Source organism: Streptomyces sp. NPDC046866 (genome assembly GCF_040704625.1).
Lineage (GTDB): Bacteria > Actinomycetota > Actinomycetes > Streptomycetales > Streptomycetaceae > Streptomyces.
Map to the genome: position 1 here is coordinate 345402 of NZ_JBEYXN010000003.1, position 23945 is coordinate 369346.

The window sequence follows — 23945 nt, forward strand, 5'->3', positions numbered from 1 at the left end:
GAGGGGACCGCCATGCAGCCGGACCGGCCCGAAGCCGTGCGCCCCGAAGCCGGGGTCCCCGGAGCCGTGCGCCCCGGACCCGGGCGTCCCGGACCCGTGCCGCTGGAGCGGCTGCACTTCGAGCTGCCGCCCGTGCACGAGGACCCGGCGCTGGAGCGGGCGCACCGCAAGGAGCGGCTGGCCGGGGCGCTGCGGCTGTTCGCCCGGCTCGGGTACGAGGAGGGCGTCGCCGGGCACGTCACCGCCCGGGACCCGGAGTACGACGACTGCTACTGGGTGAACCCGTTCGGCCGCGCGTCGGCCGCGCTGGCCCCCGCCGACCTGCTGCTCGTCGACGGCGACGGGCGGGTCCTGCAGGGGGAGCGGCGGGTCAACGAGCTGGCCTTCGCGGTGCACGCGGCCGTGCACCGGGCCCGGCCCGAGGTGGTGGCCGTGGTCCGCGCCTACGCCCCGTACGGCAGGGCGCTCGCCGCGCTCGGCGAGCTCCTCGCCCCGATCAGCCAGGAGGCCTGCGCCTTCTACGAGGACCACGCCCTGCTCGACGCGTACACCCGAGGCGCCGGCGACCCCGCGGAGTGCCGCCTGATCGCCCGCGCGCTCGGCCCGTACAAGGCGCTGGTCCTGCGCAACCACGGGCTGCTCACGGTCGGGGGCTCCGTGGACGCGGCGGCCTGGTGGTTCATCGCGGCGGAGCGGGCGGCGCAGGTGCAGCTGATCGCCCGGGCCGCCGGCAAGCCGGTGCCCGTCGACCACCGCAGCGCGCTGGCCGCCCGGGAGCGGTTCGGCACCGACCTCGCCGCCTGGGTCAGCTACCAGCCCCTGCGGCAGTCCGCAGGGTAGGGCCACCAGGCAGGGCTGACGGGCAGTGCCGTGCGGCGTCCGTCGGGCAGGGCCGTGCGGGTGACGTCAACATCATGAACGGACAATCACCTGCTCTGACATCGTGCGCAATCCGGAGCACTGCCGCAGTGGTGCACAATTCGCTGGCATTGCACCGTAGTTCAGAGAGGCGGCAGGCACGTGGCTGTCCAACAGATCCCCCGAAGCACCCACGGCGGCGCCTGCACCTGCGACGACTGCCCGCACGGCGCGCAGGAGGGACACCGGCGCGCGGTCGCCGCGTTCCTGGAGAAGCGGGACGAGTTCGCCGCGGGGCAGGGGCTGCCGGCCGCGGTGGCCCGCTCCGCCGGCGCGTCCCGGCAGTGGGTCTCCGACGAGCTGACCCTCTCCGCCCGCACCGTCGCCGACCGCGGCCGCGAGGCCGGAAGCTCCTGGCTGTACGTGTTCTCCCGGCGGGCGGTGCTCGCCGTGTGGGTCGCGGCCGGGGTGCTGCTGCTGGCGCAGGTCGGCACCGCGCTCGGCACCGGCTGGTCCGCGGCCCGCACCGCAGGGCTGCTGGCGGCCGTGGTCCTGGCCGGGCTGCTCACCGTCGCCGCCCGCGCCCAGTCGGTGCGCGGCGGACTGCTGGCCCCGCTGGTCGGGGAGGACAACCGGCTGTCCACCTCGAAGACGGTGCCGAGCGCCTGGCTGCTGCTGACGGCGTTCGCCGCGCTGCTGCCCGCGCTGCGGCTGGCGGCCTCGCCGCCCGGCCCCCAGCGGCGCGCGCTGTCCGAGGGGCTCGCGCTGGACCGGGCCCTGCCGCTGCTGGCGGTGGTGGCCCTCACCTCCGCGGTCGCGGTGCTCGTGCGCCGGGTGGTGACCGTACGGATCCTGGGGCAGCGGCTGCAGAAGCTGCCGGCGGACCGGCCGCGCGGGGTGGACCTGCTCACCGACGACGCGGGCCGCGGCAGCTTCCCCGACGCCCAGTACGTGCTGGTCTCCACGGTGGTGCTGGCGTACGCGGCGGTGACGCTGGCCCGGTTCCCCGACCGGCTGCCGCGGCTGCCGTGGGCGCTGGCGGTGCTGGTGGCGCTGTCCGCGGCGGTGTACCTGGCGGCGAAGTACGCGGAGGTGACCCGGCCGCTGGTGCTGTCGGTGGTCCGCAGACGTGAGCCCGGCGACCTCGACGCGGCGATCCGGCCGGGCGACGACATCGAGATCCGGGGCGTCGGCTTCGTCCCGCCCGGGGCGCAGACCCCGGAGATGCTCGCGCGGCTGGTCGTGCGGATCGGGACGGTGCACGTGCACGTGCCGCTGGTCCCGGTGGCCGGCGGGTTCACCAATCCCTCGGACGCGGTGCTGACCGTACCGGTGCCGGCGGAAGTGGAACCGGGGCGCGTGGAGATCCAGGTGGTCACGGCAGCCGGAGTGGAATCGAACCGCTGTACCGTCGACGTGGCCGAATGAAGCGGGTAGACATGGGGGCGTGACCCGAACCGACGTTCCCGAAGCGCACCCGGCCGAGGCCCCCACCCTGCGGGAGAAGGCCGCCCGGCACGCGCTCCTGCCGCTGCGGATCTTCCTCGGCGTGACCTTCGTCTACGCGGGCCTGGACAAGCTGACCGACCCCGCGTTCCTGTCCGCCTCCGGCAGCGGCTCGATCGGCGAGCTGATGCACAACGTCCGCGACACCTCCGCCGTCCCCGCCCTGGTGGACCTGGCCCTGCTCTCGCCCGTCGGCTTCGCCGTCCTGCTGGCGATCGGGGAGATCGCGGTGGGCCTGGGCGTCCTCGCCGGGCTGCTGACCCGGCTCGCCGCCGCCGGCGGGGCGCTGATCTCGCTCAGCCTGTGGCTCACGGTGTCCTGGCAGGTGTCCCCGTACTACTACGGCAACGACCTGGCCTACCTGATGGCCTGGCTCCCGCTGGTCCTCGCCGGCGCCCCCGACTACTCGCTGGACTCCCTCGTCCGGGCCCGCCGCTCGGAGCGGTCCGGGCGGGCGGCGCCGTCGGCGGGATCCGACAGGCTGCGGCGGTCGCGCCGCACCGCGTAGGCCACCATCCCGACGAACGAGGCCAGGACCAGCCCGCCCGCGGCCATGGGGACGACGAGGAACCAGGGCAGGTCGGCCTCGCCGGTCGCGTCGAGCAGGTACAGCACGCCCGCGGCCGTCAGGACCAGGCCCGCGATCAGCCGCCCCGGCTGGAACTCATGACGCCGCACGGGCCACCTCCACCTGTCCCACACCCGCGTGCAGGTGCAGCTCGATCGTTCCGCCGGCCTCGGTGCCGGCGGGCGGCTTCAGCGTCTGCTGCTGGGTCTCGCCGCCGCTCTTGACGCGTACGTTCCGGCTGTCCTCCCCGGGCAGCTTGATGTCGCCGAGCCGGACGGAGACGTCCGCCTGCGCGGTGACCTCGCGGGGCACGACCACCTTCAGGCGGCCCGCCTCGATCTCGGCGCGCACCGTCAGGGTGGTGCCCTTGGGGACGTCCAGCCGGCTCAGGTCGAGGGTGGCGAGCCCGGTGCCGTTCTCGTAGCGCGGCTGGACGTCGGCCACCGCGGCCGGCCGCCACTCCACGCGGTGCCAGTCGGTCCCGACCTCGCGGGGCAGTGCGGAGGCACCCGCCAGCAGGCCGGCCGTGATCATCGCCAGCACCAGGGTCCCGAAGCCGGTACGGCCCTTGACCGAGCTGACCGCCAGGCCCAGCCCGAAGACCGCCAGGGCCGAGGCGAGCCCGATCTGCAGCGCGTGCGAGAGGGTGCTGCCCTGCCACACCGAGGCGGTCGCGGCGGCCCCGGCCAGCACGGCCAGCACGAACACCCGGCCGCCGATGCCCTGCCCGCCCGGCACCCGGGCCCCCGCACCCCGGGCGGGGAAGGAGGCCGCCGCCCCCCGGCCGGCCGCCGCGTCGGCCACGGCCGCGTCGGAGTCGTCCGGCCCCCACAGGTAGCCGCTCGCCCCGACCGGGCCCGTGGTGCCGTCCTTGACCAGCGGGTCCCGCCACCAGGACGGGCTGCCGGGCGCCGGCGGGGCCTGCGTCTCCGGGGGCGCAGGGCTGCCGCCGCCGCCCGCCTGGGGCTCCGCCTCGGGCGCCGGGGCGTGCCGGTGGCGCTGCGACCAGTACGAGGCCCCGCCCAGCGCGAGGACCACCAGGACGGAGAAGGCCGCGAGCCCGCCGTTGTCCAGCATCGACAGGAACAGCGCGCAGCCGACCAGCGCCGCGAAGACCGCGGCCAGCGTGGCCCCTTCGACCCGGCCGGTCAGCAGCCGCTTCGCCTCGCTGTCGTCCTCGCCGTCCACGGGCAGCAGCAGCCAGGCGAAGCCGTAGAAGATCAGGCCGACTCCGCCGGTGACGGCGAGGACGCCGAGCACGATCCGGAAGACCACCGGGTCCAGGTCGAAGTACCGGCCCAGGCCCCCGCACACGCCGGCGAGGACCTTGTCGCGCTTGCTGCGGCGCAGGGACGGCCGGTCGGCGGCCCGGTCGGCGCCGCGGTCTGCGGCATGCCCGTCCCGGGCGGCCTGCGGCGGTGGCGCCTCGGCACCGGCCGGCGGCGGCGGGGAGTCGTGCTTGGTCATGGGTCCATGGTGGCGGCCCGCCCGGCCGCCCGGCACCGGGCCCTACCCTGGGACAACCCTGATATCCCCCGCCCCGATCTGGGGGGATGCCCTGATGCCCGCCGGCTGCCGCGCGTGTGACCATCGGTGACATGCCCGTTTCCGCCGCCCCGCGCAGCCCGCACGCACAGGCCCCCGACGAAGCGCCGCCGCGCAAGCTCTACCGCAGCGCCGACGGCCGCATGCTCGGCGGTGTGGCGCGCGGCCTCGCCGGGCACCTCGGGCTCCCGGTCATCTGGGTCCGGCTCGCCTTCCTCGGCCTGTTCATGTGGGGCGACGGGCTCGGCGTCCTGCTCTACGCCGCGTTCTGGGTCTTCGTACCGCTCGGCGTCGGCGGCCGCACCGCCGACCGCTCCTTCTTCGAGACCCTGGCCGACGGCAGCCGCCGCCTGCGCAAACCCGCCAAGGGGCAGATCACCGCACTCGTCGCCCTGTGCGTCGGCGCCGGCATCTTCATCGCCAAGGTCCAGGCGGGCGGCGCCTCCGGCCGGTACGTGTGGCCCACCCTGCTCGTCGGCGCCGGCGTCGTCCTCGTGTGGCGGCAGGCCGACAACGCCCGCCGTGCCCACTGGGGCGCCGCCGCCGACGGCAACCGGCGCATGTTCCAACTGGCCCGCTCCCTGGCCGGCGTCGCGCTCGTCGGCGTCGGCCTGACCGTCTTCATGGTCGTGCGCGGATCCGCCGCCCAGCTCGGCAACGTCCTCACCGCCGCCCTCGCCGTCCTCGTCGGCATCGCCCTGCTCGCCGGGCCCTGGCTGATCCGGATGACCCAGGACCTCTCCGAGGAGCGGCTGATGCGCATCCGCGCCCAGGAGCGCGCCGAGGTCGCCGCCCACGTCCACGACTCCGTCCTGCACACCCTCACCCTGATCCAGCGCAACGCCGAGGACGTCGGCGAGGTCCGGCGCCTGGCCCGCGCCCAGGAGCGCGAGCTGCGCAACTGGCTCTACAAGCCCGAGGGCACGGGCAAGGAGGAGGCCGAGGAGCCCGCCACCCTCGCCGAGGCCGTCAAGAAGGCCGCCGCCGAGGTGGAGGACGACCACGGGGTCCCGATCGAGGTCGTCGTGGTCGGCGACTGCCCCCTCGACGAGAGGCTGGGCGCGCAGATGCAGGCCGCGCGCGAGGCGATGGTCAACGCCGCAAAGTACGGTGGCGACGGAGGCCCGGTGCAGGTGTACGCCGAGGTGGAGGGGGCCACCGTCTTCGTGTCCGTACGGGACCGGGGGCCGGGCTTCGACATCGACGCGGTACCGGACGACCGCATGGGCGTACGAGAATCGATCATCGGCCGGATGCAGCGCAACGGCGGGACCGCACGGCTGCGGTCCGCGCCCGACGGCGGCACGGAAGTCGAGCTGGAGATGGAGAGGGCGGCGAGGACGGCATGACGGAGCAGAACGCAGACGCGCAGGCTCGGGGGCTGGGACAGGGGCAGGAGCAGGCGGCGGAGCGGCGGGTCCGGGTGGTCCTCGTCGACGACCACCGGATGTTCCGCGCGGGCGTGCAGGCCGAGATCGGCGAGACCGCCCGGACCGGCGTCGAGGTCGTCGGCGAGGCGGCCGACGTCGACCAGGCCGTCACCGTCATCACCGCGACCCGCCCCGAGGTGGTCCTGCTCGACGTGCACCTGCCCGGCGGCGGCGGGGTCGAGGTGCTGCGGCGCTGCGCCCCGCTGATGGCGGCGGCCGAGCGGCCGGTGCGCTTCCTCGCCCTGTCGGTGTCGGACGCCGCCGAGGACGTCATCGGGGTCATCCGCGGCGGTGCCCGCGGGTACGTCACCAAGACCATCACCGGCGCCGACCTGGTGGACTCGGTCTTCCGGGTCCAGGACGGCGACGCGGTGTTCTCGCCGCGCCTGGCCGGCTTCGTCCTCGACGCGTTCGCCTCGACCGACGCGCCGCCGGTCGACGAGGACCTGGACCGGCTGACCCAGCGCGAGCGCGAGGTGCTGCGGCTGATCGCCCGCGGCTACGCGTACAAGGAGATCGCCAAGCAGCTGTTCATCTCCGTGAAGACGGTCGAGTCGCACGTCTCGGCGGTCCTGCGCAAGCTCCAGCTGTCCAACCGGCACGAGCTCACCCGCTGGGCGACGGCGCGCCGCCTGGTCTGATCGTCTTGCCGCCCGGCCGGTTGTGATCCACGCCGCAGGGCCGCGGGGGAACCCCGGCGGGCCGCGCCGCCCTCTAGGGGGGCGTGATGAGCTTGACCGGGACCCCCCTGTTCGTGACGGCGATCGCCCTCGCGGTGATCGCCGTGGTGCTGCCGCTGGCCGTGTGGACCAGGCTGCGCGGCCCCCGGGCCGTGCGCGTCCTGCTGCGCGGCCTGATGGTGGTCTTCGCCCAGGTCACCGCCGTCGCCCTGGTGTTCGTCGCGGTGAACCGGGACATGAACTTCTACGCCTCCTGGGGCGACCTGATGGGCACCGGGAAGTACGTCACGGCCGCCCCCGACCTCGGCCCCGACGGCAAGGGCGGCAAGAAGGTCGAGGCGGCGCCGAAGGTGCTCCAGGAGTTCCACCCCGTGGAGGGACTCGGCGGCCGGGTGAAGAAGACCGAGCTCGACGGCAAGATCTCCGGCGTCAAGGGCGACGTCATGGTCTGGCTGCCGCCGCAGTACGACGACCCGGCCTTCAAGGACAAGAAGTTCCCGGTCGTCGAGCTGATCCCCGGCATCCCCGGCACCGGCAAGTCCTGGTTCCAGGGCCTGCACGCCCACGAGGTGCTGGAGCCGCTGATGAAGAGCGGCAAGGTGGCGCCGTTCATCCTGGTCTCGCCGCGCGCCATGCTCCTGGGCAACGCCGACACCGGCTGCGCCAACATCCCCGGCAAGGTCAACGCGGACAGCTGGTTCAGCGTCGACGTCCGCAAGATGGTCACCGACAACTTCCGCGTCTCCGACGAGGCCCGCACCTGGGGCGTCGCCGGGTACTCGGCGGGCGCGTACTGCGCCGCCAAGCTGGCGATCGCCCACCCCGACCGCTACAGCGCGGCCGTCTCCCTGTCGGGCTACAACGACCCGGGGCAGGAGCCCTCCTCGCTGGTCGCCCAGGACCCCGAGCTGCGCCGCACCCACAACCTCAAGAACGTGCTGCAGGCCCAGCCCGCCCCGCCCGCGGTCGCGCTGTGGATGTCGGGCGCGGAGCAGGACGGCTACCTGTCCGGGACGGACCTCAAGGCCCTCGCCAAGAGCCCGACCACGGTCCACGCGGAGAAGGTCGTCGGCGGGCACAACCTGGAGTCCTGGTCGAAGCAGCTGCCGCAGACCTTCGGCTGGCTGACCTCGGTGGTGAAGCTGCCCTAGCCGGGGGAGCCGGCGAGCGTGCCGCGCCGCGCGCGCAGGCCTACGCCGGCCGGGCGGCGCCCGCCCACGGCATGGAGTCGATCGGCGCCACGCGGACCGTCGACCCCGGGTGCGGGGCGTGGATCATCTGGCCGTTGCCGATGTACAGCCCGACGTGCGTCACCCCGGAGTAGAAGAACACCAGGTCGCCCGGGGCGAGCCGGTCGCGCGGGACGCGCTGCCCGGCGTTGATCTGGGTGTAGGTGGTGCGCGGGAGCGAGACCCCGGCCGAGCGCCAGGCCGCCTGGGTCAGGCCGGAGCAGTCGAAGGCGTTCGGGCCTGTCGCGCCCCAGACGTACGGCTTGCCGATGGCCCCGTACGCGAAGGCGACGGCGCGGGAGGCGCGCGAGCCGTCCGGGGCCGGCACGGCGGGGGCCGCGCCCTGCGCGCCTCCGGCGGCCGACGGGGCGGCGCCGCCCGACCGCGCCTCGTACGCGGCGCGGTCCTCGGCGGTGAGCTTCGCCAGCAGCTGCTTGGCGGTCGCGAGCTTGCCCTCGACGGCGGACTTGTACGCGGCCAGCTCGCCCTCCCGCTCGCGCAGGTCGGCCAGGCGCCCGGCCGCCGCGTTGCGGAGCCTGCCGACCTCCTCCAGCTGGCGGCGTACGGAGGCGATCTCGGCGGCGTTGCGGTCGCCGGTCCGGGTCAGGAACGAGGCCCGGTCCAGGTAGTCCTGCGGGTCGTCGGCGAGCGCGAGGGCGGTGGCGGGTCCCAGGCCGCCGCTGCGGTACTGGCCGGCCGCGAGGGAGCCGAGCATCCGGCGGGCGGTGTTGAGGCGGTCGGTCCTGCGGGCGCTCTCGTCGCGCAGGCGGTTCAGCGCCCGCTGGGCCTCCTCGGCCTTCTCCTTCGCCCCGTTGTACCGCTCGGCCGCGGCCTCGGCCTCCTCGTAGAGCCGGTCGACCTCCGCCTTGACCTGCGCGGGCGTCTGCTGCGGCTCGGCCTGGGAGGTGCCTTCGAACGCGGTGGCGGTGGCAGCGCCCGCAAGGGCGAGGGTGGTGGCGGCGGTCCGTACGGTGCCGCCGCGGAGCGGGCGCTGCCGGGGCTTTCGATGACTGGCCACGAGGGCCTCACGTCCTTCCTCCGTCGGGGCGGGCCTGGAGGAGGACGCTAGACCGCGGGGTAACGGCCGGATGACGAAATGATCGTAAGTGCCCCGACGTGACCGGATGTGTTGGTTCCGGATCAGTGCCAGAGGGTGGCGATGAAGATATTGACCGCGGTCAGGCCGCCGACCGCGCCGAACACCGCCTTCTCCACCCGCACCTCGTCGCGCTTGACGTAGACGAGGGCGAGGACCACGAAGAGGACGGCGAGCTTCACGCCGATCTTGATGTGGTTCAGGCTGCCGCCGTCCATCTCGCGCAGGCCGACCAGCAGGACGCCGGTGACGAGCATCGTCAGCGCACCGTGCAGCATCGCCGGCACGAAGCGGGCGGTGCCGGCGCTCATCGCCTTCATCTGGGTCAGGAAGCCGCCGAGGAGCGAGGCGATCCCGATGATGTGCAGGGCGACGAAGGCGTTGATGAGTACGTCCATGCGGTCGAGCGTACGGGTGCCGCCGCTCAGCCCAGGAAGCGGGTCAGCTCCTCCACGATGACGTCGGGCCGCTCCTCGGGCAGGTAGTGGCCGGCGCCGTCGACGCGCACGACCCGGGTGTCCGTGCCGAGCTCCGGCACGGCGGTCACGAGGCGCTCGTAGTTGCTGCGCTCGCCGCCGAGGGCCAGGATCGGCGCGGTCACCGGGGCGTAGGCCGCCAGGTCCGCGATGTCCTGGGCGAAGGCCCGGTACCAGGCGTTGCCGGCCCGGATCGCGTCCGGCTCGTCGTAGGCGCGGGCGTACACCCGGCGGGCGTGGTCGTCGATGTCGTCCGGGTCGGGGGTCATGGCGTCGAAGAGCCAGTCCAGCAGGGCCCGGGAGCGGCCGGCGAGCAGCTGCTCGGGCAGGCCCTCCACCTGGTTGAAGGCGAACCACCACAGGTGCCGCACGCCCTCGCGGGGGAGCAGGGGCAGCTCGGCCCACCGCGGCTCGGGGTGGGAGACGTCGAGGAGGACGACCTTGCGGGTGGCCTCCGGGTGGTTGGCGGCGAAGGCGTACGCCACCATCGCGCCGATGTCGTGGCCGACGACGTGTGCGGACTCGATGCCGAGTCGGCCGAGCAGCCGGTGGACGTCGCCGGCCAGGGTCTTCTTGTCGTAGCCGCCCGCGGGCTTGCCGGAGCCGCCCATGCCGCGCAGGTCGACGGCGATCACGCGGTGGCGGGCGGCCAGGGTGGGCAGCACCTTGCGCCACTGCCACCAGGTCTGCGGCCAGCCGCCGAGCAGGACCAGGGGCTCGCCGCTGCCGCCCTGGACGTAGTGCAGGCGGACGCCGTCGAGCTCGGCGTGGTGGCTGGTGAAGCCGCCGTCGAGGGAGGCGGCGAGGGAGGCGTCGTCGAGGGCCGCGTGGTCGGGGGCCGCGTGGTCGGGGGCTGCGTGGTCGATGGTCGCGTCGGCGGGGGGAGCGGCGGGTGCGGGCTGGGGCATGGGATGTCCTCCGGCAGGACTGTTCGAAGATCTCGTACGGTTACCGGTCGGACTGTACGAGATCTTCAAACGATCCGGCAAGGGCTCGGCCGGGCCTGCGTACAGTGAGGGCATGGCCGCCGCAGCTGAGCTGACCCACCCCGACGCCGACCGCCTCGACCTGGCCGAGGTGCTCGCGGCCCTCGGGCACCCCGTCCGGCTGGAGATCGTCCGCAGGCTCGCCTCCGGCGCCGCGGCGTACTGCGGCGAGGTGGTCCCGGACCTGCCGCGCTCGAGCGTCACCCACCACCTGAAGACGCTCCGCGAGAGCGGCGTGATCTGCCAGCGCCCCCAGGGCCGCAAGCTCTACCTCACGCTGCGCCGCGAGGACCTGCAGCGGCGCTTCCCGGGCCTGCTGGAGCTCGTCCTCGCCTGAGGAGGGCGTCGGGCCGGTGGGGCGCGGGATGTGTGATGTGACCCAAGTTCTTCCGCTCCGGGGCCGGGTGTCCGTCCGGCCCCCTAGACTCGGAAGGCGATGAGCAGCCTCTTTGACGACAGCTTCCTGGCGGACCTCACCCCCTCCGACGAGGTCCCGCCGCCGCCCGAGGAGTACGAGGAAGAGCACGCCCCGGAGCCGGGCGCGGACGACCTCTTCGAGGGCCACTTCGACCTGCCCATGAGCGGCGACGCGTACTACCGCGACGGCAGCCCGAAGCCGGTCATCGACCCGGCGGCCCTGCTGGACGGGCTGAACGAGCAGCAGCGCGCCGCCGTCGTCCACGCCGGATCCCCGCTGCTGATCGTGGCCGGCGCCGGCTCCGGCAAGACCCGCGTGCTGACCCACCGCATCGGCCACCTGCTCGCGGCCCGCGGGGTGCACCCCGGCCAGATCCTGGCGATCACCTTCACCAACAAGGCCGCCGCCGAGATGAAGGAGCGCGTCGAGGGCCTGGTCGGCCCGCGCGCGAACGCCATGTGGGTGTCCACCTTCCACAGCGCGTGCGTGCGCATCCTGCGCCGCGAGTCCAAGCGGCTCGGCTTCACCTCGTCGTTCTCGATCTACGACGCGGCCGACTCCAAGCGCCTGATGGCGCTCGTCTGCCGCGACCTGGACCTGGACCCGAAGAAGTTCCCGCCCAAGTCCTTCAACGCCAAGATCTCGAACCTCAAGAACGAGCTCATCGACGAGGACGCCTTCGCCGCGCAGGCCGCCGACGGCTTCGAGAAGACCCTCGCCCAGGCCTACGCGATGTACCAGGGGCGGCTGCGCGAGGCCAACGCGCTCGACTTCGACGACATCATCATGACCACCGTCCACCTGCTCCAGGCGTTCCCCGACGTCGCCGAGCACTACCGGCGGCGCTTCCGGCACGTCCTCGTCGACGAGTACCAGGACACCAACCACGCGCAGTACACGCTCGTGCGCGAGCTCGTGGGCACCGGCTACCCGGACCTGCCGCCGGCCGAGCTGTGCGTGGTGGGTGACGCCGACCAGTCCATCTACGCCTTCCGCGGCGCGACGATCCGCAACATCCTCCAGTTCGAGGAGGACTACACGGACGCGACGACGATCCTGCTGGAGCAGAACTACCGCTCCACGCAGACCATCCTCTCCGCCGCCAACGCGGTCATCGAGCGCAACGAGAACCGCCGCGCCAAGAACCTGTGGACCGAGGCCGGCTCCGGCGCCGTCATCACCGGCTACGTCGCCGACACCGAGCACGACGAGGCACAGTTCGTCGCCGACGAGATCGACCGGCTCACGGACGCCGGCGACGCCAAGGCGGGCGACGTCGCGATCTTCTACCGGACGAACGCGCAGTCCCGCGTGTTCGAGGAGGTCTTCATCCGGGTCGGCCTGCCCTACAAGGTCGTCGGCGGCGTCCGCTTCTACGAGCGCAAGGAGGTCCGCGACATCCTCGCGTACCTGCGCGTGCTGGCGAACCCCGAGGACAACGTCCCGCTGCGCCGGATCCTGAACGTGCCCAAGCGCGGCATCGGCGAGCGCGCCGAGGCGATGATCGACGCCCTCGCCCTGCGCGAGAAGATCACCTTCCCGCAGGCGCTGCGGCGCGTGGACGAGGCGTACGGGATGGCCGCGCGCTCCACCAACGCGGTGAAGCGGTTCAACGTGCTGATGGACGAGCTGCGCACGATCGCCGAATCGGGCGCCGGGCCCGCCGTGGTGCTGGAAGCGGTGCTGGAGCGCACCGGGTACCTCGCAGAGCTCCAGGCCTCCACCGACCCGCAGGACGAGACGCGGATCGAGAACCTCCAGGAGCTGGCGGCCGTCGCGCTCGAATTCGAGCAGGCGCGCGGCGAGGAAGCCGCGACGGCTGCGCCCGGCGCTGCGGGGAGCTCCCTCGCCGAGTTCCTGGAGCAGGTCGCACTCGTCGCCGACTCCGACCAGATCCCCGACGAGGACACCGAAGGCACCGGCGTCATCACACTGATGACCCTGCACACCGCCAAGGGCCTGGAGTTCCCGGTGGTCTTCCTGACCGGCATGGAGGACGGGGTCTTCCCGCACATGCGGGCGCTGGGCCAGACCAAGGAGCTGGAGGAGGAGCGGCGCCTCGCCTACGTCGGCATCACGCGCGCCCGCGAGCGGCTGTACCTGACCCGCTCCGCGATGCGCAGTGCCTGGGGCACCCCCTCGTACAACCCGCCGTCGCGGTTCCTCGAGGAGATCCCCGCGCAGTACCTGGAGTGGAAGCGCACGGGTGCGGCGCAGAAGCCGGCCGGCCCGATGCGCGGCTCCGGCTCGGGCTCCGGGTACGGCGGCGCGGGCAAGGCCTCGTTCGGCACCTCGCCGGAGGCCTTCCTGTCCTCCTCCCGTACGCGCTCGGGCCCGTCCGGGTTCGCGACGCGCCGGGCCGCCGACAAGCCGGTCGTCGCCCTGGCGGTGGGGGACCGGGTCACGCACGACCAGTTCGGGCTGGGCACCGTCATGGAGGTCAGGGGTGCCGGCGCGGACGCCCAGGCCACCATCGACTTCGGCGACGACAAGCCCAAGCGCCTGGTGCTGCGCTACGCGCCGGTGCAGAAGCTGTAGCCGGCGGCCGGTGTGCAGCGCTGTCGCTGCACCTACGGCGAAGCCCGGGCCTTGGTGGCCCGGGCTTCGCCGTAGGCGGGGAGGAGCGGAGGGATCAGGTCGGGTCCAGGCCGTGGTTGCGGAGCCAGGCCAGGGGGTCGACCGCGGAGCCACCGCCGGGGTGGACCTCGAAGTGCAGGTGCGGGCCGGTGGAGTTGCCCGAGTTGCCGGAGTACGCGATGACGTCGCCGGCCTTGACCTTGCCGGACCGGATCTTGGTGCTGCTCAGGTGGCAGTACCAGGTCTCGGTGCCGTCGGGGGAGGTCACTATGGCCATGTTGCCGTAGGCGCTGTTCCACTGGGTGCGCACGGTGCCGTCGGTGGCCGCCATGACGGGGGTCCCGTACCCGACGGGGAAGTCGATGCCGGTGTGCACCGACATCCACATGCCGCCGGCCTGGCCGAACATGGCGCTGAGGCCGTGCTGGGAGACGGGCAGGGCGAACTTGGGGCGGGCCGCCTCCTTGGCCGCCTCCTCCTCCGCCTTGCGCTTGCGCTCCTCGTCCTGGCGCTGGCGCAGGTCGATGCGCTCCTGGGTGCGGCTCGCGCGGTCCGCGAAGTCGCCGGCGTCCGCGCTGAGCGCCTGGAGCTGGGTGTCGAGCTTGTTGTTGGCCGCGACGGGCTTGACGGAGGCCGGGTCGGGCGCGGCCATCGTCGTCGTGCCCTCGGAGGGCTTGTCGCCGCCCGTGAGCCCGCCGACGGAGGCGGCCGCGACACCGGCCACACCCATCACGCAGGCCGAGGGAACCGCCACGGTCAGCAGGGCGGAACGCTTCGCCGGGGACCGGCGCCGGCTTCCGGCGGCCGGCTGGGCGCCCTTGGCCCCGGCACGGCGCGAGGCCCGCGGGGCGGGGACATCGGCCGCCGGGGTCACGGGCATGGCCTGCGTGGGCAGGTCGTGCACGACGGGGGCGTCCTCGTCCGCCTCGCCGTCCTCGTCGCCGAGGGACTGGAAGACGGCCGTCTCGGTGTAGGCGTCCGCGTCGTACTCGAACGAGAACGCCTGGGTCTGCTGCTGGTCGTGCGGGACCTGCTGGTCGTGGGGAGCCTGCTGGAACTGCTCCTGCGGGACCTGCTCCTGAGCGAACTGCTCCTGGCTGAACTGCTCCTGGGCGAACTGCTCCTGCGACGGGACGGTGTTCCAGGCGGTGGCGTCGTACGCACCCGTGTCCGTGCCGGTGGTGCCGTAGCCCGGCATCGCCCATTGGCCGGTGGCCTGGTCGTAGCCGAAACCGGCGGCCGTCGACTGGAAGTCGGTGCTCTGCACCGTCCAGGAGCCGGTGTCGTCGGGAACGCCCTGCGCGGGAACGGTCGAGAGGTAGGTCTCCTGCGGGTAGCCCTCCTGCGGAACCGTGTTCCAGGCGCCGGCGTCGTACGTACCGGTCCCGTAGCCCTCGTACGTGTCGTACGAGGCGTACGAATTCTGCGAGGCGGCGGCGTAATCGTAGCCCTGTCCCTGTGTTTCATAGGAGACGAAGGTGGAATCGCCGGCGAAAGTGGTGGTGGAAAGGCCGTCGTACCCGGGATCGGGGTACAGGCCCGACGAGGGGCGGTCGTTCACCAACTTCTCTTTCGCCTCGGCAGTGGGGGCCTGGGTGGCCAGGGTGAGGGGGTTCCCTGGGGAGAGCAGTGGCGTGACTGTACCCGGCGGTCACAGGCGACGACAATCTTCGGATGGGTTCCGGCTGAGCGGAACCGGGCATTCGGCCGTCTTTCGGTCGGCGCGATGCCCAGCCTTGGCCTTGAGTTCGAAATTCGTTCGATCGTCGGCCGATTGGAGTTCAGGCGACGGAAGCGGTGTCCGACGGGGGCTCGGCGGCCCTCGGCCCGGGAAGGTCGAGGGCGCGCCGGACCGCCGCCGCGACGGCGGGATGAGCGGCCAGCGCGAGGTGCCCGATGCCCGTGACCAGGATGTTCTCCGCCTGCAGGTCGGGATGTTCGAGACGGGCGGTCCCCGTCGGATCCATCAGCTCGTCGAACTCGCTCCAGAACGCCACGCACCGGGTCCGGCAGCCGGGGGCGGGCGCGCGCAACTCCGCCATCACCGCCGACCCCGGGCGGACCTGCCGGACGAGGGGGTGGGCGTCCATGAAGGGGGCGACGCGCGTCCCGGAATGCGGAGTGCCCAGCGTGACGAGGGTGCGGACGCGTGAGTCGCCGCCCAGGCGCTGGACGTAGTAGCGCCCGACCAGCCCGCCCAGGCTGTGCCCGACCAGGTCCACCTGCTCCCGCCCGGTGCGCTCGCAGAGCTCCTCGACCCGCCGCGCCAGACCGCGGGCGGCGCTGCGCAGGTCGCGGGTGAAGGGCGAGTAGTTGTACGCCTCCACCTGCCGCAGGCCGCCCGCGGCGAGGGTGCGGCGCAGCACGACGAAGACGGACCGGTTGTCGCTGAACCCGTGCAGCAGCAACACGCCCGGCCGGGCAGCGCCCGGTTCGGCCAGGCCCCTCTCCTGCCGGACCCCCGTCGGATAGTGCAGCAGATGCGCCCCGAACAGCACCGCCTCGAGCACCCCGGCCCGCACCGCGGCCCCGGAAACGGGCACACCAAGCCCCATGGAAGCCTCCCCCGGACATGTGGACCGCGCGCCCCGCGGAGCCGCGCCCCGCGGGGCCGCCCGGCCCGCGCCGCCGTGCCGTGCGGCTGCCGGTACGGTGGCGCGGCGCTCCCGGTGCGGCTCCCCTGGCGGTGAATCAGCGCCGTCCCACGTGTGATTTCCCCCTCGTGGTTGACCGTGAAACGGCAGTGTGCGCGATGCTGTACTTAACGTTCGTTCACTCGGGAGGCAGTGCGATGGGTGTGACCGGTCCGATCCGTGTGGTGGTGGCCAAGCCGGGTCTCGACGGCCACGACCGCGGCGCGAAGGTGATCGCGCGCGCCCTGCGGGACGCGGGCATGGAGGTCATCTACACGGGCCTGCACCAGACCCCCGAGCAGATCGTGGACACCGCCATCCAGGAGGACGCCGACGCGATCGGCCTGTCGATCCTCTCGGGCGCCCACAACACGCTGTTCGTCCGGGTGCTGGAGCTCCTGAAGGAGCGCGACGCGGAGGACATCAAGGTCTTCGGCGGCGGCATCATCCCGGACGACGACATCGCCCCCCTGAAGGAAAAGGGCGTGGCCGAGATCTTCACCCCGGGCGCCACGACCACGTCCATCGTGGACTGGGTCCGCACCAACATCACCCGCTGACCGACCCGGCAGCCGCCGCCGGGGGCGGCCTGCCGCTCCCGGCGGGGCGCTCAAACGCCGCGCGGGCTGGATTGTGCCGCTGCGCGGCAACTCCAGCCCCGCCGGCGTTTGAGGCGCGGGGTCCGGGGCGGAGCCCCGATCTTTGAGCCCCGCCGGCGACTGAGGCGTTGCGGGAAGGGGCGGGGTGGGGGAACGGCTCCGCGCAGCGGCAGCGGCAGCGGCCGGTCAGGCGGCCGCGCCCAGTTCCGTCAGCATCGCGGCCCGCAACCGCAGCGTGGCCGCAAGCCGCTGAAACGCCTCCCCCCAGTACCCGGCAGCCCCCGCCTCGGCCGCACCGGCACCCCCGCCCTCCGCGGCCAGCCGCTCCAACCGCCCGGCCTCCGCAGGATCCAGGCACCGCTCGGCCAGCCCCATCACCCCGCTGAAACTCCACGGGTAGCTCCCCGCCTCCCGCGCCGCGTCCAGCGCGTCCACCACGGCCCGCCCGAGCGCCCCCGCCCACGGCACCACGCACACCCCCAGCAGCTGGAACGCCTCCGACAGCCCGTGTGCCCGTACGAACTGCGCGACCCACTCGGCCCGTTCACCCTCCGGCAGGACCCCCAGCAGCTTGGCCCGCTCCGCGAGCGAGGCCGTGCCCGGGGCCGTCGCGGTCGGCGCCGAAGCCGAGCCGAGCAGCGCCTTGGACCACTGCGGATCCCGCTGCCGCACGGCGGCCCGGCACCACGCGGCGTGCAGTTCCTCCGCCCAGCTCTCGCCGTCGGCGATCGGCAGGGCGACGATCGCGGCCGCGTCCAGCCCCCCGAACCGCTCCCGCCAGCAGGACAGCGGCGCCGCCTCCACCAGCTGGCCCAGCCACCAGGACCGCTCCCCGCGCCCGGCGGGCGGCCGCTCGACCACCCCGTCGCGCAGCATCCCCGCATCGCACTCGGCCGGCGGCACCACTCCCTCGGGCCCCACGCAGGCCAGGGCCCGCCCGGCCATCCGCGCGGCGAGCGCCGATCCCGGCAGCGCCGACAGCAGCTCGGCCGCCGTCGCCCGGACGTTGCGGCTGCGGTCACCGAGGGCCGCCTCCAGGAACGGCTCGTCCCCCTCCGACAGCCCCACCCGCAGCGAGTCCAGGAACATCAGCCGGTCCTCCGCCCGCTCGGTGGCCCAGGTCGACGACAGCAGCCGTATCGCCGAGGCCGCCTCGTGCGCCCGTACGGCGCCCAGCAGGGCGACGCGCTCCGCGAACAGCCCCTCCTGCCAGAGCCGTTCCACCCCCGCCCGGTCCTCCGGGTCGGGCAGGATCCCGCCGCCGGCACCGCCGCGCAGGGCGAAGCGCCAGTCCTGGTTGAGCCGGGCCAGCCACACGCCCCGCGGCCCGGCGAGGGCGAGCGCCTGGGCGCGTAGGTCGGAACGGGCCCGTGCCGCATCCAGCAGCGCCGGGACCAGCGCGTCCGGCGCCCGGTAGCCGTGCCGCCCGGCGGCCGCCAGCCACTGGGGCAGCAGCTCCGTCAGATCCGGGGTGGCCCCCCGCCGCCCGCCGCCGCTGCCCGCGCCGGTCCGGCCGGCCAGCAGCTGCGCGAGCCGCCGGCGGGCCGGCTCCGGCGGCTGGGGCCGCGGGTCCGCGGGCGCGGGCGCCGGCAGGGCGGCCGCGGCGGCGGGCCGCAGCCCGGCCCGCCGCCGCACGGTCTGCACGGCCGCCGCGTCGAGCAGCGCCTCCGGACTGCCCGGCCGCCGCTCGGTCCCGAGCAGCGCCACGGCGACCAACTCCCCCCACTCGGCCCCGGTATCGCCCGGCTCCGCACCCCCTCGAGCCGCACCCGCCGGATCAGCACCGCCGGCAGTCCTGCCCGGAGAAGCCTCCCCCTCTCCGGCCGTGCCCGCCGGCGCCGTGCCCCCTCGAGCCGTGCCCGCCGGCGCCGTGCCCCCTCGAGCCGTGCCCGCCGGGGCGGTACCCCCGGCCGTCATGCCCACCGAAGCCCCGCCCCCCGGGCCCGCGCCCCCTTGCCCCGTACTGCGGTTCGCGGCGTCGGCCGTCGTAGCCATCGGGTCCCCTCCCTCTCGGTGTTGCGGGCTGCGGTCCCGCCCCCTCCGCGGGACCGCAGCCGTCCCTGTTCCCCCTGTCGCCGGCCCTTCAGCTGGCGTGGTTGTCGCTCACAAAAGCCCCCCGGCTCACTCGTCTTGCACACCGGCGCCCCCGCGCCGGTGTTCCCTCCCCTGGGAGGCCCCCCGGCCTCCCAGTTGCCCTCACGTCACCCCAGGGCGACCGGTTCCGGGCAGCCCGGCTGCCACGCCGTCAGCGGCGTGAAACCCCGATGGCCGCATTCGCCGAAGACCGTCACCGGGCCCCCGCCCGACAGCGCGGCCAGCTGCCACAGTCCGGACCGCGACCGGCCCCCGCCGGAGGCCACGGGCAGCGCGCAGCCGCCCTCCGCATCCGCCAGTTGCCAGCCGAGTTCCCCCGGGACCGGGATCACCGGACCCAGCACCACGGGCCAGGAGTCGAGCCACGGGTCTTCCCGCAGCGCCGCCCCGTACGCCTCCAGTGCGGCCCCCGGCCCCACCCCGGCCGGCACCCGCTCGCACGGCGCGGCCGGGGCGTACCTCTCCCCGAGGTCCGCCCGCAGCCCCGCCGAACCGGGCCGGAAGCGGGCTTCCGCCTCCAGCACCAGCCCGACGGGCAGTGCCAGCCCCGGCGGCCGCCCGGGCGGACCGAAGTCCAGCACCAGGGCCGGGCGCCCGCTGTCCAGCCCGCGCAGCCATATCCGGCGGGTGGTCAGCCGGCCGTCCGGCGACACGGAGTCGTACTGGGCCAGGACCAGCCAGCGGTCCCGTACACCCTCCCCCTCCGCACCGGCGCCGGGCAGTCCCACCCTGCTCCGCACCGTCGCGGCGAGCGGCTGCGGCAGTCCCGCCACGCCGAGCCAGGCCCGGTTCAGCAGGTGCAGCAGCGCGCTCTCCTCCAGCATCCGGGCGGGCCAGCCGGGGCCGCAACCGGGTATCGTCCCCAACTCCCGCACCCGGGCGGCCAACCCGGGGGCCTGGGCGTCGACCATCCGGGCCGCGGTCTCCTCCCAGGCCGCGTATCCGGCCTGCTCCTGGCCGGCGAGGCCGGCGCGCACCACGTCGGCGAGCCGCTGCTCCAGCTCGGCCACGCCGGCCCCGATCCGGGCCGCCCTCCGCTCGGCCCGGCGCCGCGCCGCCTCCGGATCCGCCGGCCCGGCGCGCCCGGCCTCCCCGCCCGCCCTCGGCGCCGTCGCGGCGGCCCGCCCCGCCAGCCACTCGCCGGCCCAGTCCGGCGCCTCGGCGGCCTCCCCGAACCCCTCGGCGGACCAGAGCAGCAGCAGCCCCAGCGCGTGCTTGCACGGGAACTTCCGGCTCGGGCAGGAGCACTCGTACGCCGGGCCCGACAGGTCCACCACCGTCCGGTACGGCGTGGCGCCGCTGCCCTTGCACGACCCCCACACCGCACCGGAAGCGGAACCTCCGGTCTGGGACCACGGACCCGCCCCGCCCAGTGCCGCCCCTGCCTTGCGTGACGCTGCGTCAGGAGCCAGGGCCAGTACCTGTTCCGCCGTCCAGCGGACCTGCTGCTCAGTCATGCCAACCACCATAGAGACCCCCACTGACAATCGCCCTGACCAGCAACAACGGTGTGCAGAAGGTGCGTTGTCAGTGGCGTGGTGCACGGTGGTGGCAGCAGTCGGGAGCGGCTGTCGAGCATTGGAGGGGGACCATGACCGCACAGGGGAACGGCACCGGAGCCCAGGCGCTGCGACCGCATGCCGAGGACGCCTTCGCGCACGAACTGAAAGCCCTGGAAGCCGCCGACGACCGGCCCCGCCCGGCCCGCTGGAAGCTCTCCCCGTGGGCGGTCGCGACGTACCTGCTGGGCGGCACGCTTGCGGACGGGACCGCCATCACCCCCAAGTACGTCGGGCCGCGCCGCATCGTCGAGGTGGCCGTCAGCACCCTCGCCACCGACCGCGCGCTGCTCCTGCTCGGCGTCCCCGGCACCGCCAAGACCTGGGTCTCCGAACACCTGGCCGCCGCGGTCAGCGGCGACTCCACCCTGCTCGTCCAGGGCACCGCCGGCACCCCCGAGGAGGCCGTCCGGTACGGCTGGGACTACGCCCGCCTCCTCGCCCACGGCCCCAGCCGCGAGGCCCTCGTGCCCAGCCCCGTCATGCGGGCCATGGCCGAGGGCTCGACCGCCCGCGTGGAGGAGCTCACCCGCATCCCAGCCGACGTCCAGGACTCCCTCATCACCGTCCTGTCCGAGAAGACGCTCCCGATACCGGAGCTCGGCCAGGAGGTGCAGGCCGTGCGCGGCTTCAACCTCATCGCCACTGCCAACGACCGCGACCGCGGGGTCAACGAGCTCTCCAGCGCCCTGCGCCGCCGCTTCAACACCGTCGTGCTGCCGCTGCCCGCCACCGCCGACGCCGAGGTCGACATCGTCGCCCGCCGCGTGGACCAGCTCGGCCGCGCCCTGGACCTGCCCGAGCGGCCCGAGGGGCTCGAGGAGATCCGCCGCGTCGTCACCGTCTTCCGCGAGCTGCGCGACGGGGTCACCGCCGACGGGCGCACCAAGGTCAAGTCACCCAGCGGCACGCTGTCCACGGCCGAGGCCATCTCCGTCGTCACCCACGGCCTCGCCCTCGCCGCCCACTTCGGCGACGGCGTGCTGCGCCCGTCCGACGTGGCCGCGGGCATCCTCGGCGCCGTCGTGCGGGACCCGGCCGCGGACCGGGTCGTCTGGCAGGAGTACCTGGAGGCCGTGGTGCGCGAGCGGGAGGGCTGGAAGGACTTCTACCGCGCCTGCCGGGAGGTGACGGCATGAGCCGGGCGGCGGCCCGGCCGGGGCCGCTGCTGCTGGGCGTGCGACACCACGGCCCCGGCTCCGCCCGGGCGGTGCGCGCCGCCCTGGACGCGGCCCGCCCGGCTGCCGTGCTGATCGAGGGGCCGCCCGAGGGGGACGCGCTGCTGCCGCTGGCCGCCGATCCCGGGATGCGGCCGCCCGTCGCCCTGCTCGCGCACGCCGCGTCCGACCCGGGCCGGGCCGTGTTCTGGCCGCTGGCCGAGTTCTCGCCGGAGTGGGTCGCCCTGCGCTGGGCCCAGCAGCAGGACACCCGGGTCCCGGTGCGGTTCATCGACCTGCCGGCCGCGCACACCCTGGCCCGGCAGGACGGGCCGGAGGAGCCCGGAGGCGTACGGCCCGATCCGCTCGCCGACCTGGCGCGGGCAGCCGGGTACGAGGACCCGGAGCGCTGGTGGGAGGACGTGGTCGAGCACCGCGGCACCGGGGCCGCCCGGGAGTCGGCCGCGGTGTTCGAGGCGCTCGGCGAGGCCATGGCCGCGCTGCGCGAGGCTTACGGAAACGGAAACGGAGACGGGGACGGGGGCGGCGGGGGCGCGGACCCCCGCGACCTGGTGCGCGAGGCGCACATGCGGCAGCGGATGCGTGCCGCGCGCCGGGAGTTCGGCGAGGACTACGCGGTGGTGTGCGGGGCCTGGCACGTGCCGGCCCTGCGCGCGCGGACGACCGCGGCCGCCGACCGCAGGCTGCTGACCGGGCTGCCCAAGGTCAAGGTGCAGACCACCTGGGTGCCCTGGACCCACCGGCGGCTCGCCCGCGCCGGCGGGTACGGGGCGGGCATCTCCTCGCCCGGCTGGTACGCCCACCTCTTCGCGGCCCCGGACCGGCCGGTGGAGCGGTGGCTGACCAGGGTCGCCGGCCTGCTGCGGGAGGAGGACCGGCAGGTCTCCCCGGCGCACGTCATCGAGGCGGCCCGGCTCGCCGACACCCTGGCCGCGGTGCGCGGGCGGCCGGTGCCCGGCCTGGCCGAGACGCTGGAGGCGGTCCGGGCGGTGATGTGCGACGGCTCGGGGATACCGCTCCGGCTCGTCGAGGACCGCCTCGTCGTCGGCGACGTGCTGGGCGCCGTGCCCGACGGGGCGCCAGCCGTCCCGCTGCAGCGGGACCTGACCCGGCAGCAGCGCTCGCTGCGGCTCAAGGCCGAGGCCCAGGAGCGCGAGCTGGAGCTGGACCTGCGCAAGGAGACCGACGCCGCCAGGTCGCTGCTGCTGCACCGGCTGCGGCTCCTCGGCGTCGACTGGGGCGCACCGGTCGCCTCGCGGGCCGGCACCGGGACCTTCCGCGAGACCTGGCGGCTGCGCTGGGAGCCGGAGCTTTCGGTGCGGGTCGCCGAGGCCGGGATCTGGGGCACCACCGTCCTGGCGGCCGCCACCGCCAGGGCCGAGGCGGATGCGGCCGGCACACGGGAGCTCGGGGAGGTCACCGCGCTGGCCGAGCGGTGCCTGCTCGCGGGGCTGGCCGAGGCTTTGCCCGCGGTGCTGCGGGCCCTCGCGGACCTCGCCGCCCTCGACACCGACGTGGCACGGCTCGCCAAGGCCCTGCCCGCGCTGGCCCGCGCCCTGCGGTACGGGGACGTCCGGGGCACCGACGCGGCGGCCCTGGCCGCGGTGGCCTCCGGGCTCGCCGAGCGGATCTGCGTGGCACTGCCGCCGGCCTGCGCCGCCGGGCTCGACAGCGACGCCGCGGTGGAGCTGCGGGGCCACGTGGACGCCGTGCACGGGGCGATCGGGCTGCTGGAGGCCGAGGGGCTGCGGGAGCGCTGGGCGGCGGTCCTGGGGGCCCTGGCCGGGCGGGAGAGCGTGCCGGGGCCGATCCGGGGCCGGGCCGTGCGGCTGCTGCTCGACGAGGGGCGGCTGCCGGCCGCGGAGACGGCCCGGCTGATGGGCCTGGCCCTCTCGCCCGCCACCCCGCCGGCGGACGCGGCCGGCTGGATCGACGGCTTCGCCGGCGGCGGCGCGGGCGGCGGCACGCTGCTGGTCCACGACGACCGGCTGCTCGGGCTGATCGACACCTGGCTCGTCTCGCTGCCGGAGCCGTCGTTCGTCACCGCGCTTCCGCTGCTGCGGCGCACGTTCGGGGCCTACGAGGCGGGGGTGAAGCAGACCTTGGGCGAGCTGGTCCGCCGCGGGCCGGGCGGCCCGGCCGCCGCGGCCGCCCGGGGTACGGCCCCCGAGGGCTTCGCCCCCGACCTGGACCCGGCCCGCGCCGACGCGGTCGTCCCCTTGGTGCGGCTGCTCCTCGCCGGTGCGGGCGGTTCGGGCGCGGTGCCGTGACGTGGGGCGGGGGGTGGGGGTGAGCCGCTGCGCGGAGCGGCTCCCCACCCCGCCCCTTGCCGAACCGGGCTCCGCCCGGACCCTCCCCCAGACTCCGTCCGGGGGGACCCCCAGGGCGCTGCGCGCCCGGTGCGCTCAAACGCCGCGGGCTGGATCCATCCAGCCCCGCCGGCGTTTGAGGCGCGGGGTCGGGGGCGGAGCCCCGGTCTGAGCCGCGCCGGCGATCGAGGCGTTTCGGGAAGG

Annotated in this window: 20 protein-coding genes; 11 read left to right on the forward strand and 9 right to left on the reverse strand. The window is 74.9% G+C overall.

Annotated elements, in window-relative coordinates; all coding sequences use genetic code 11:
• The first annotated feature begins 12 nt into the window (after nt 1-12).
• From AB0953_RS07595 to AB0953_RS07605, 3 genes are all read left to right on the forward strand, one after another.
• Nucleotides 13-840 (forward strand): class II aldolase/adducin family protein, encoded by an 828-nt coding sequence (locus tag AB0953_RS07595; protein WP_366858458.1) that lies wholly within the window; start codon nt 13-15, stop codon nt 838-840.
• Nucleotides 841-1020: 180 nt separating this feature from the next.
• On the forward strand, nt 1021-2286 hold the full coding sequence (locus AB0953_RS07600) for a hypothetical protein (protein ID WP_366858459.1): 1266 nt from the start codon (nt 1021-1023) through the stop codon (nt 2284-2286).
• 67 nt (nt 2287-2353) lie between these two features.
• Nucleotides 2354-2872: a TQO small subunit DoxD gene (locus AB0953_RS07605; RefSeq protein ID WP_366858613.1), complete on the forward strand. Its 519-nt coding sequence runs from the start codon at nt 2354-2356 to the stop codon at nt 2870-2872.
• On the opposite strand, the gene AB0953_RS07610 is transcribed toward AB0953_RS07605, so the two are convergent.
• Nucleotides 2767-3042: a hypothetical protein gene (locus AB0953_RS07610; protein WP_366858460.1), complete on the reverse strand. Its 276-nt coding sequence runs from the start codon at nt 3040-3042 to the stop codon at nt 2767-2769. The genes AB0953_RS07605 and AB0953_RS07610 overlap by 106 nt on opposite strands.
• Nucleotides 3029-4399: a PspC domain-containing protein gene (locus tag AB0953_RS07615; RefSeq protein ID WP_366858461.1), complete on the reverse strand. Its 1371-nt coding sequence runs from the start codon at nt 4397-4399 to the stop codon at nt 3029-3031. Before AB0953_RS07615 ends, AB0953_RS07610 begins: the two co-directional genes overlap by 14 nt.
• Before the next feature lie 131 nt (nt 4400-4530).
• Here AB0953_RS07615 and AB0953_RS07620 point away from each other — a divergent pair, with 131 nt between their 5' ends.
• The 3 genes from AB0953_RS07620 (at nt 4531) to AB0953_RS07630 (ending at nt 7738) form a co-directional block, all read left to right on the forward strand.
• Nucleotides 4531-5826 carry a PspC domain-containing protein gene (locus tag AB0953_RS07620; protein ID WP_366858462.1) on the forward strand — a complete coding sequence of 432 codons (1296 nt, stop codon included), beginning with the start codon at nt 4531-4533 and terminating at the stop codon, nt 5824-5826.
• On the forward strand, nt 5823-6548 hold the full coding sequence (locus tag AB0953_RS07625) for a response regulator transcription factor (protein ID WP_366858463.1): 726 nt from the start codon (nt 5823-5825) through the stop codon (nt 6546-6548). Before AB0953_RS07620 ends, AB0953_RS07625 begins: the two co-directional genes overlap by 4 nt.
• A gap of 86 nt (nt 6549-6634) precedes the next feature.
• A complete protein-coding gene (locus AB0953_RS07630) occupies nt 6635-7738 on the forward strand; it encodes an alpha/beta hydrolase-fold protein (RefSeq protein ID WP_366858464.1) in 1104 nt (367 codons plus the stop codon).
• 40 nt (nt 7739-7778) lie between these two features.
• On the opposite strand, the gene AB0953_RS07635 is transcribed toward AB0953_RS07630, so the two are convergent.
• From AB0953_RS07635 to AB0953_RS07645, 3 genes are all read right to left on the reverse strand, one after another.
• Nucleotides 7779-8834, reverse strand: coding sequence for an NlpC/P60 family protein (locus AB0953_RS07635; RefSeq protein WP_366858465.1), 1056 nt, complete (start codon nt 8832-8834; stop codon nt 7779-7781).
• A 122-nt stretch (nt 8835-8956) separates the two neighbouring features.
• Nucleotides 8957-9310: a hypothetical protein gene (locus AB0953_RS07640; RefSeq protein ID WP_366858466.1), complete on the reverse strand. Its 354-nt coding sequence runs from the start codon at nt 9308-9310 to the stop codon at nt 8957-8959.
• Nucleotides 9311-9336: 26 nt separating this feature from the next.
• Entirely contained in the window at nt 9337-10296 is a 960-nt protein-coding gene (locus AB0953_RS07645; protein ID WP_366858467.1) for an alpha/beta hydrolase, read from the reverse strand.
• Nucleotides 10297-10408: 112 nt separating this feature from the next.
• Between AB0953_RS07645 and AB0953_RS07650 the strand changes: the two genes are divergently transcribed.
• Together AB0953_RS07650 and pcrA are read left to right on the forward strand one after the other, a co-directional pair.
• Nucleotides 10409-10711 carry a helix-turn-helix domain-containing protein gene (locus AB0953_RS07650; RefSeq protein ID WP_366858468.1) on the forward strand — a complete coding sequence of 101 codons (303 nt, stop codon included), beginning with the start codon at nt 10409-10411 and terminating at the stop codon, nt 10709-10711.
• A 99-nt stretch (nt 10712-10810) separates the two neighbouring features.
• Nucleotides 10811-13330: a DNA helicase PcrA gene (gene pcrA / locus AB0953_RS07655; protein WP_366858469.1), complete on the forward strand. Its 2520-nt coding sequence runs from the start codon at nt 10811-10813 to the stop codon at nt 13328-13330.
• Between the two features lie 94 nt (nt 13331-13424).
• Here the strand turns inward: pcrA and AB0953_RS07660 are convergent, their stop codons facing one another.
• Together AB0953_RS07660 and AB0953_RS07665 are read right to left on the reverse strand one after the other, a co-directional pair.
• Nucleotides 13425-14930 carry a peptidoglycan DD-metalloendopeptidase family protein gene (locus tag AB0953_RS07660; protein ID WP_366858470.1) on the reverse strand — a complete coding sequence of 502 codons (1506 nt, stop codon included), beginning with the start codon at nt 14928-14930 and terminating at the stop codon, nt 13425-13427.
• Nucleotides 14931-15150: 220 nt separating this feature from the next.
• Entirely contained in the window at nt 15151-15924 is a 774-nt protein-coding gene (locus AB0953_RS07665) for an alpha/beta fold hydrolase (RefSeq protein WP_366858471.1), read from the reverse strand.
• Between the two features lie 236 nt (nt 15925-16160).
• Between AB0953_RS07665 and AB0953_RS07670 the strand changes: the two genes are divergently transcribed.
• Nucleotides 16161-16562: a cobalamin B12-binding domain-containing protein gene (locus AB0953_RS07670; RefSeq protein WP_361912883.1), complete on the forward strand. Its 402-nt coding sequence runs from the start codon at nt 16161-16163 to the stop codon at nt 16560-16562.
• Nucleotides 16563-16787: 225 nt separating this feature from the next.
• On the opposite strand, the gene AB0953_RS07675 is transcribed toward AB0953_RS07670, so the two are convergent.
• On the reverse strand, nt 16788-18308 hold the full coding sequence (locus AB0953_RS07675) for a DUF5691 domain-containing protein (RefSeq protein WP_366858472.1): 1521 nt from the start codon (nt 18306-18308) through the stop codon (nt 16788-16790).
• Between the two features lie 494 nt (nt 18309-18802).
• Nucleotides 18803-20152: an SWIM zinc finger family protein gene (locus AB0953_RS07680; protein ID WP_366858473.1), complete on the reverse strand. Its 1350-nt coding sequence runs from the start codon at nt 20150-20152 to the stop codon at nt 18803-18805.
• A 134-nt stretch (nt 20153-20286) separates the two neighbouring features.
• Here AB0953_RS07680 and AB0953_RS07685 point away from each other — a divergent pair, with 134 nt between their 5' ends.
• Entirely contained in the window at nt 20287-21393 is a 1107-nt protein-coding gene (locus tag AB0953_RS07685) for an AAA family ATPase (RefSeq protein ID WP_366858474.1), read from the forward strand.
• Nucleotides 21390-23702, forward strand: coding sequence for a DUF5682 family protein (locus AB0953_RS07690; protein WP_366858475.1), 2313 nt, complete (start codon nt 21390-21392; stop codon nt 23700-23702). The genes AB0953_RS07685 and AB0953_RS07690 overlap by 4 nt, the downstream gene beginning before the upstream one ends.
• The last annotated feature ends 243 nt before the right edge of the window (nt 23703-23945 follow it).

Bases quoted from the DNA above. Each gene is read 5' to 3' on its own strand.
- pcrA (WP_366858469.1), top strand. From the start codon at position 10,811: ATGAGCAGCCTCTTTGACGACAGCTTCCTGGCGGACCTCACCCCCTCC.
- AB0953_RS07650 (WP_366858468.1), top strand. From the start codon at position 10,409: ATGGCCGCCGCAGCTGAGCTGACCCACCCCGACGCCGACCGCCTCGAC.
- AB0953_RS07670 (WP_361912883.1), top strand. From the start codon at position 16,161: ATGGGTGTGACCGGTCCGATCCGTGTGGTGGTGGCCAAGCCGGGTCTC.
- AB0953_RS07620 (WP_366858462.1), top strand. From the start codon at position 4,531: ATGCCCGTTTCCGCCGCCCCGCGCAGCCCGCACGCACAGGCCCCCGAC.
- AB0953_RS07625 (WP_366858463.1), top strand. From the start codon at position 5,823: ATGACGGAGCAGAACGCAGACGCGCAGGCTCGGGGGCTGGGACAGGGG.
- AB0953_RS07595 (WP_366858458.1), top strand. From the start codon at position 13: ATGCAGCCGGACCGGCCCGAAGCCGTGCGCCCCGAAGCCGGGGTCCCC.
- AB0953_RS07615 (WP_366858461.1), bottom strand. From the start codon at position 4,399: ATGACCAAGCACGACTCCCCGCCGCCGCCGGCCGGTGCCGAGGCGCCA.
- AB0953_RS07630 (WP_366858464.1), top strand. From the start codon at position 6,635: ATGAGCTTGACCGGGACCCCCCTGTTCGTGACGGCGATCGCCCTCGCG.
- AB0953_RS07690 (WP_366858475.1), top strand. From the start codon at position 21,390: ATGAGCCGGGCGGCGGCCCGGCCGGGGCCGCTGCTGCTGGGCGTGCGA.
- AB0953_RS07645 (WP_366858467.1), bottom strand. From the start codon at position 10,296: ATGCCCCAGCCCGCACCCGCCGCTCCCCCCGCCGACGCGACCATCGAC.
- AB0953_RS07665 (WP_366858471.1), bottom strand. From the start codon at position 15,924: ATGGGGCTTGGTGTGCCCGTTTCCGGGGCCGCGGTGCGGGCCGGGGTG.
- AB0953_RS07685 (WP_366858474.1), top strand. From the start codon at position 20,287: ATGACCGCACAGGGGAACGGCACCGGAGCCCAGGCGCTGCGACCGCAT.
- AB0953_RS07640 (WP_366858466.1), bottom strand. From the start codon at position 9,310: ATGGACGTACTCATCAACGCCTTCGTCGCCCTGCACATCATCGGGATC.
- AB0953_RS07680 (WP_366858473.1), bottom strand. From the start codon at position 20,152: ATGACTGAGCAGCAGGTCCGCTGGACGGCGGAACAGGTACTGGCCCTG.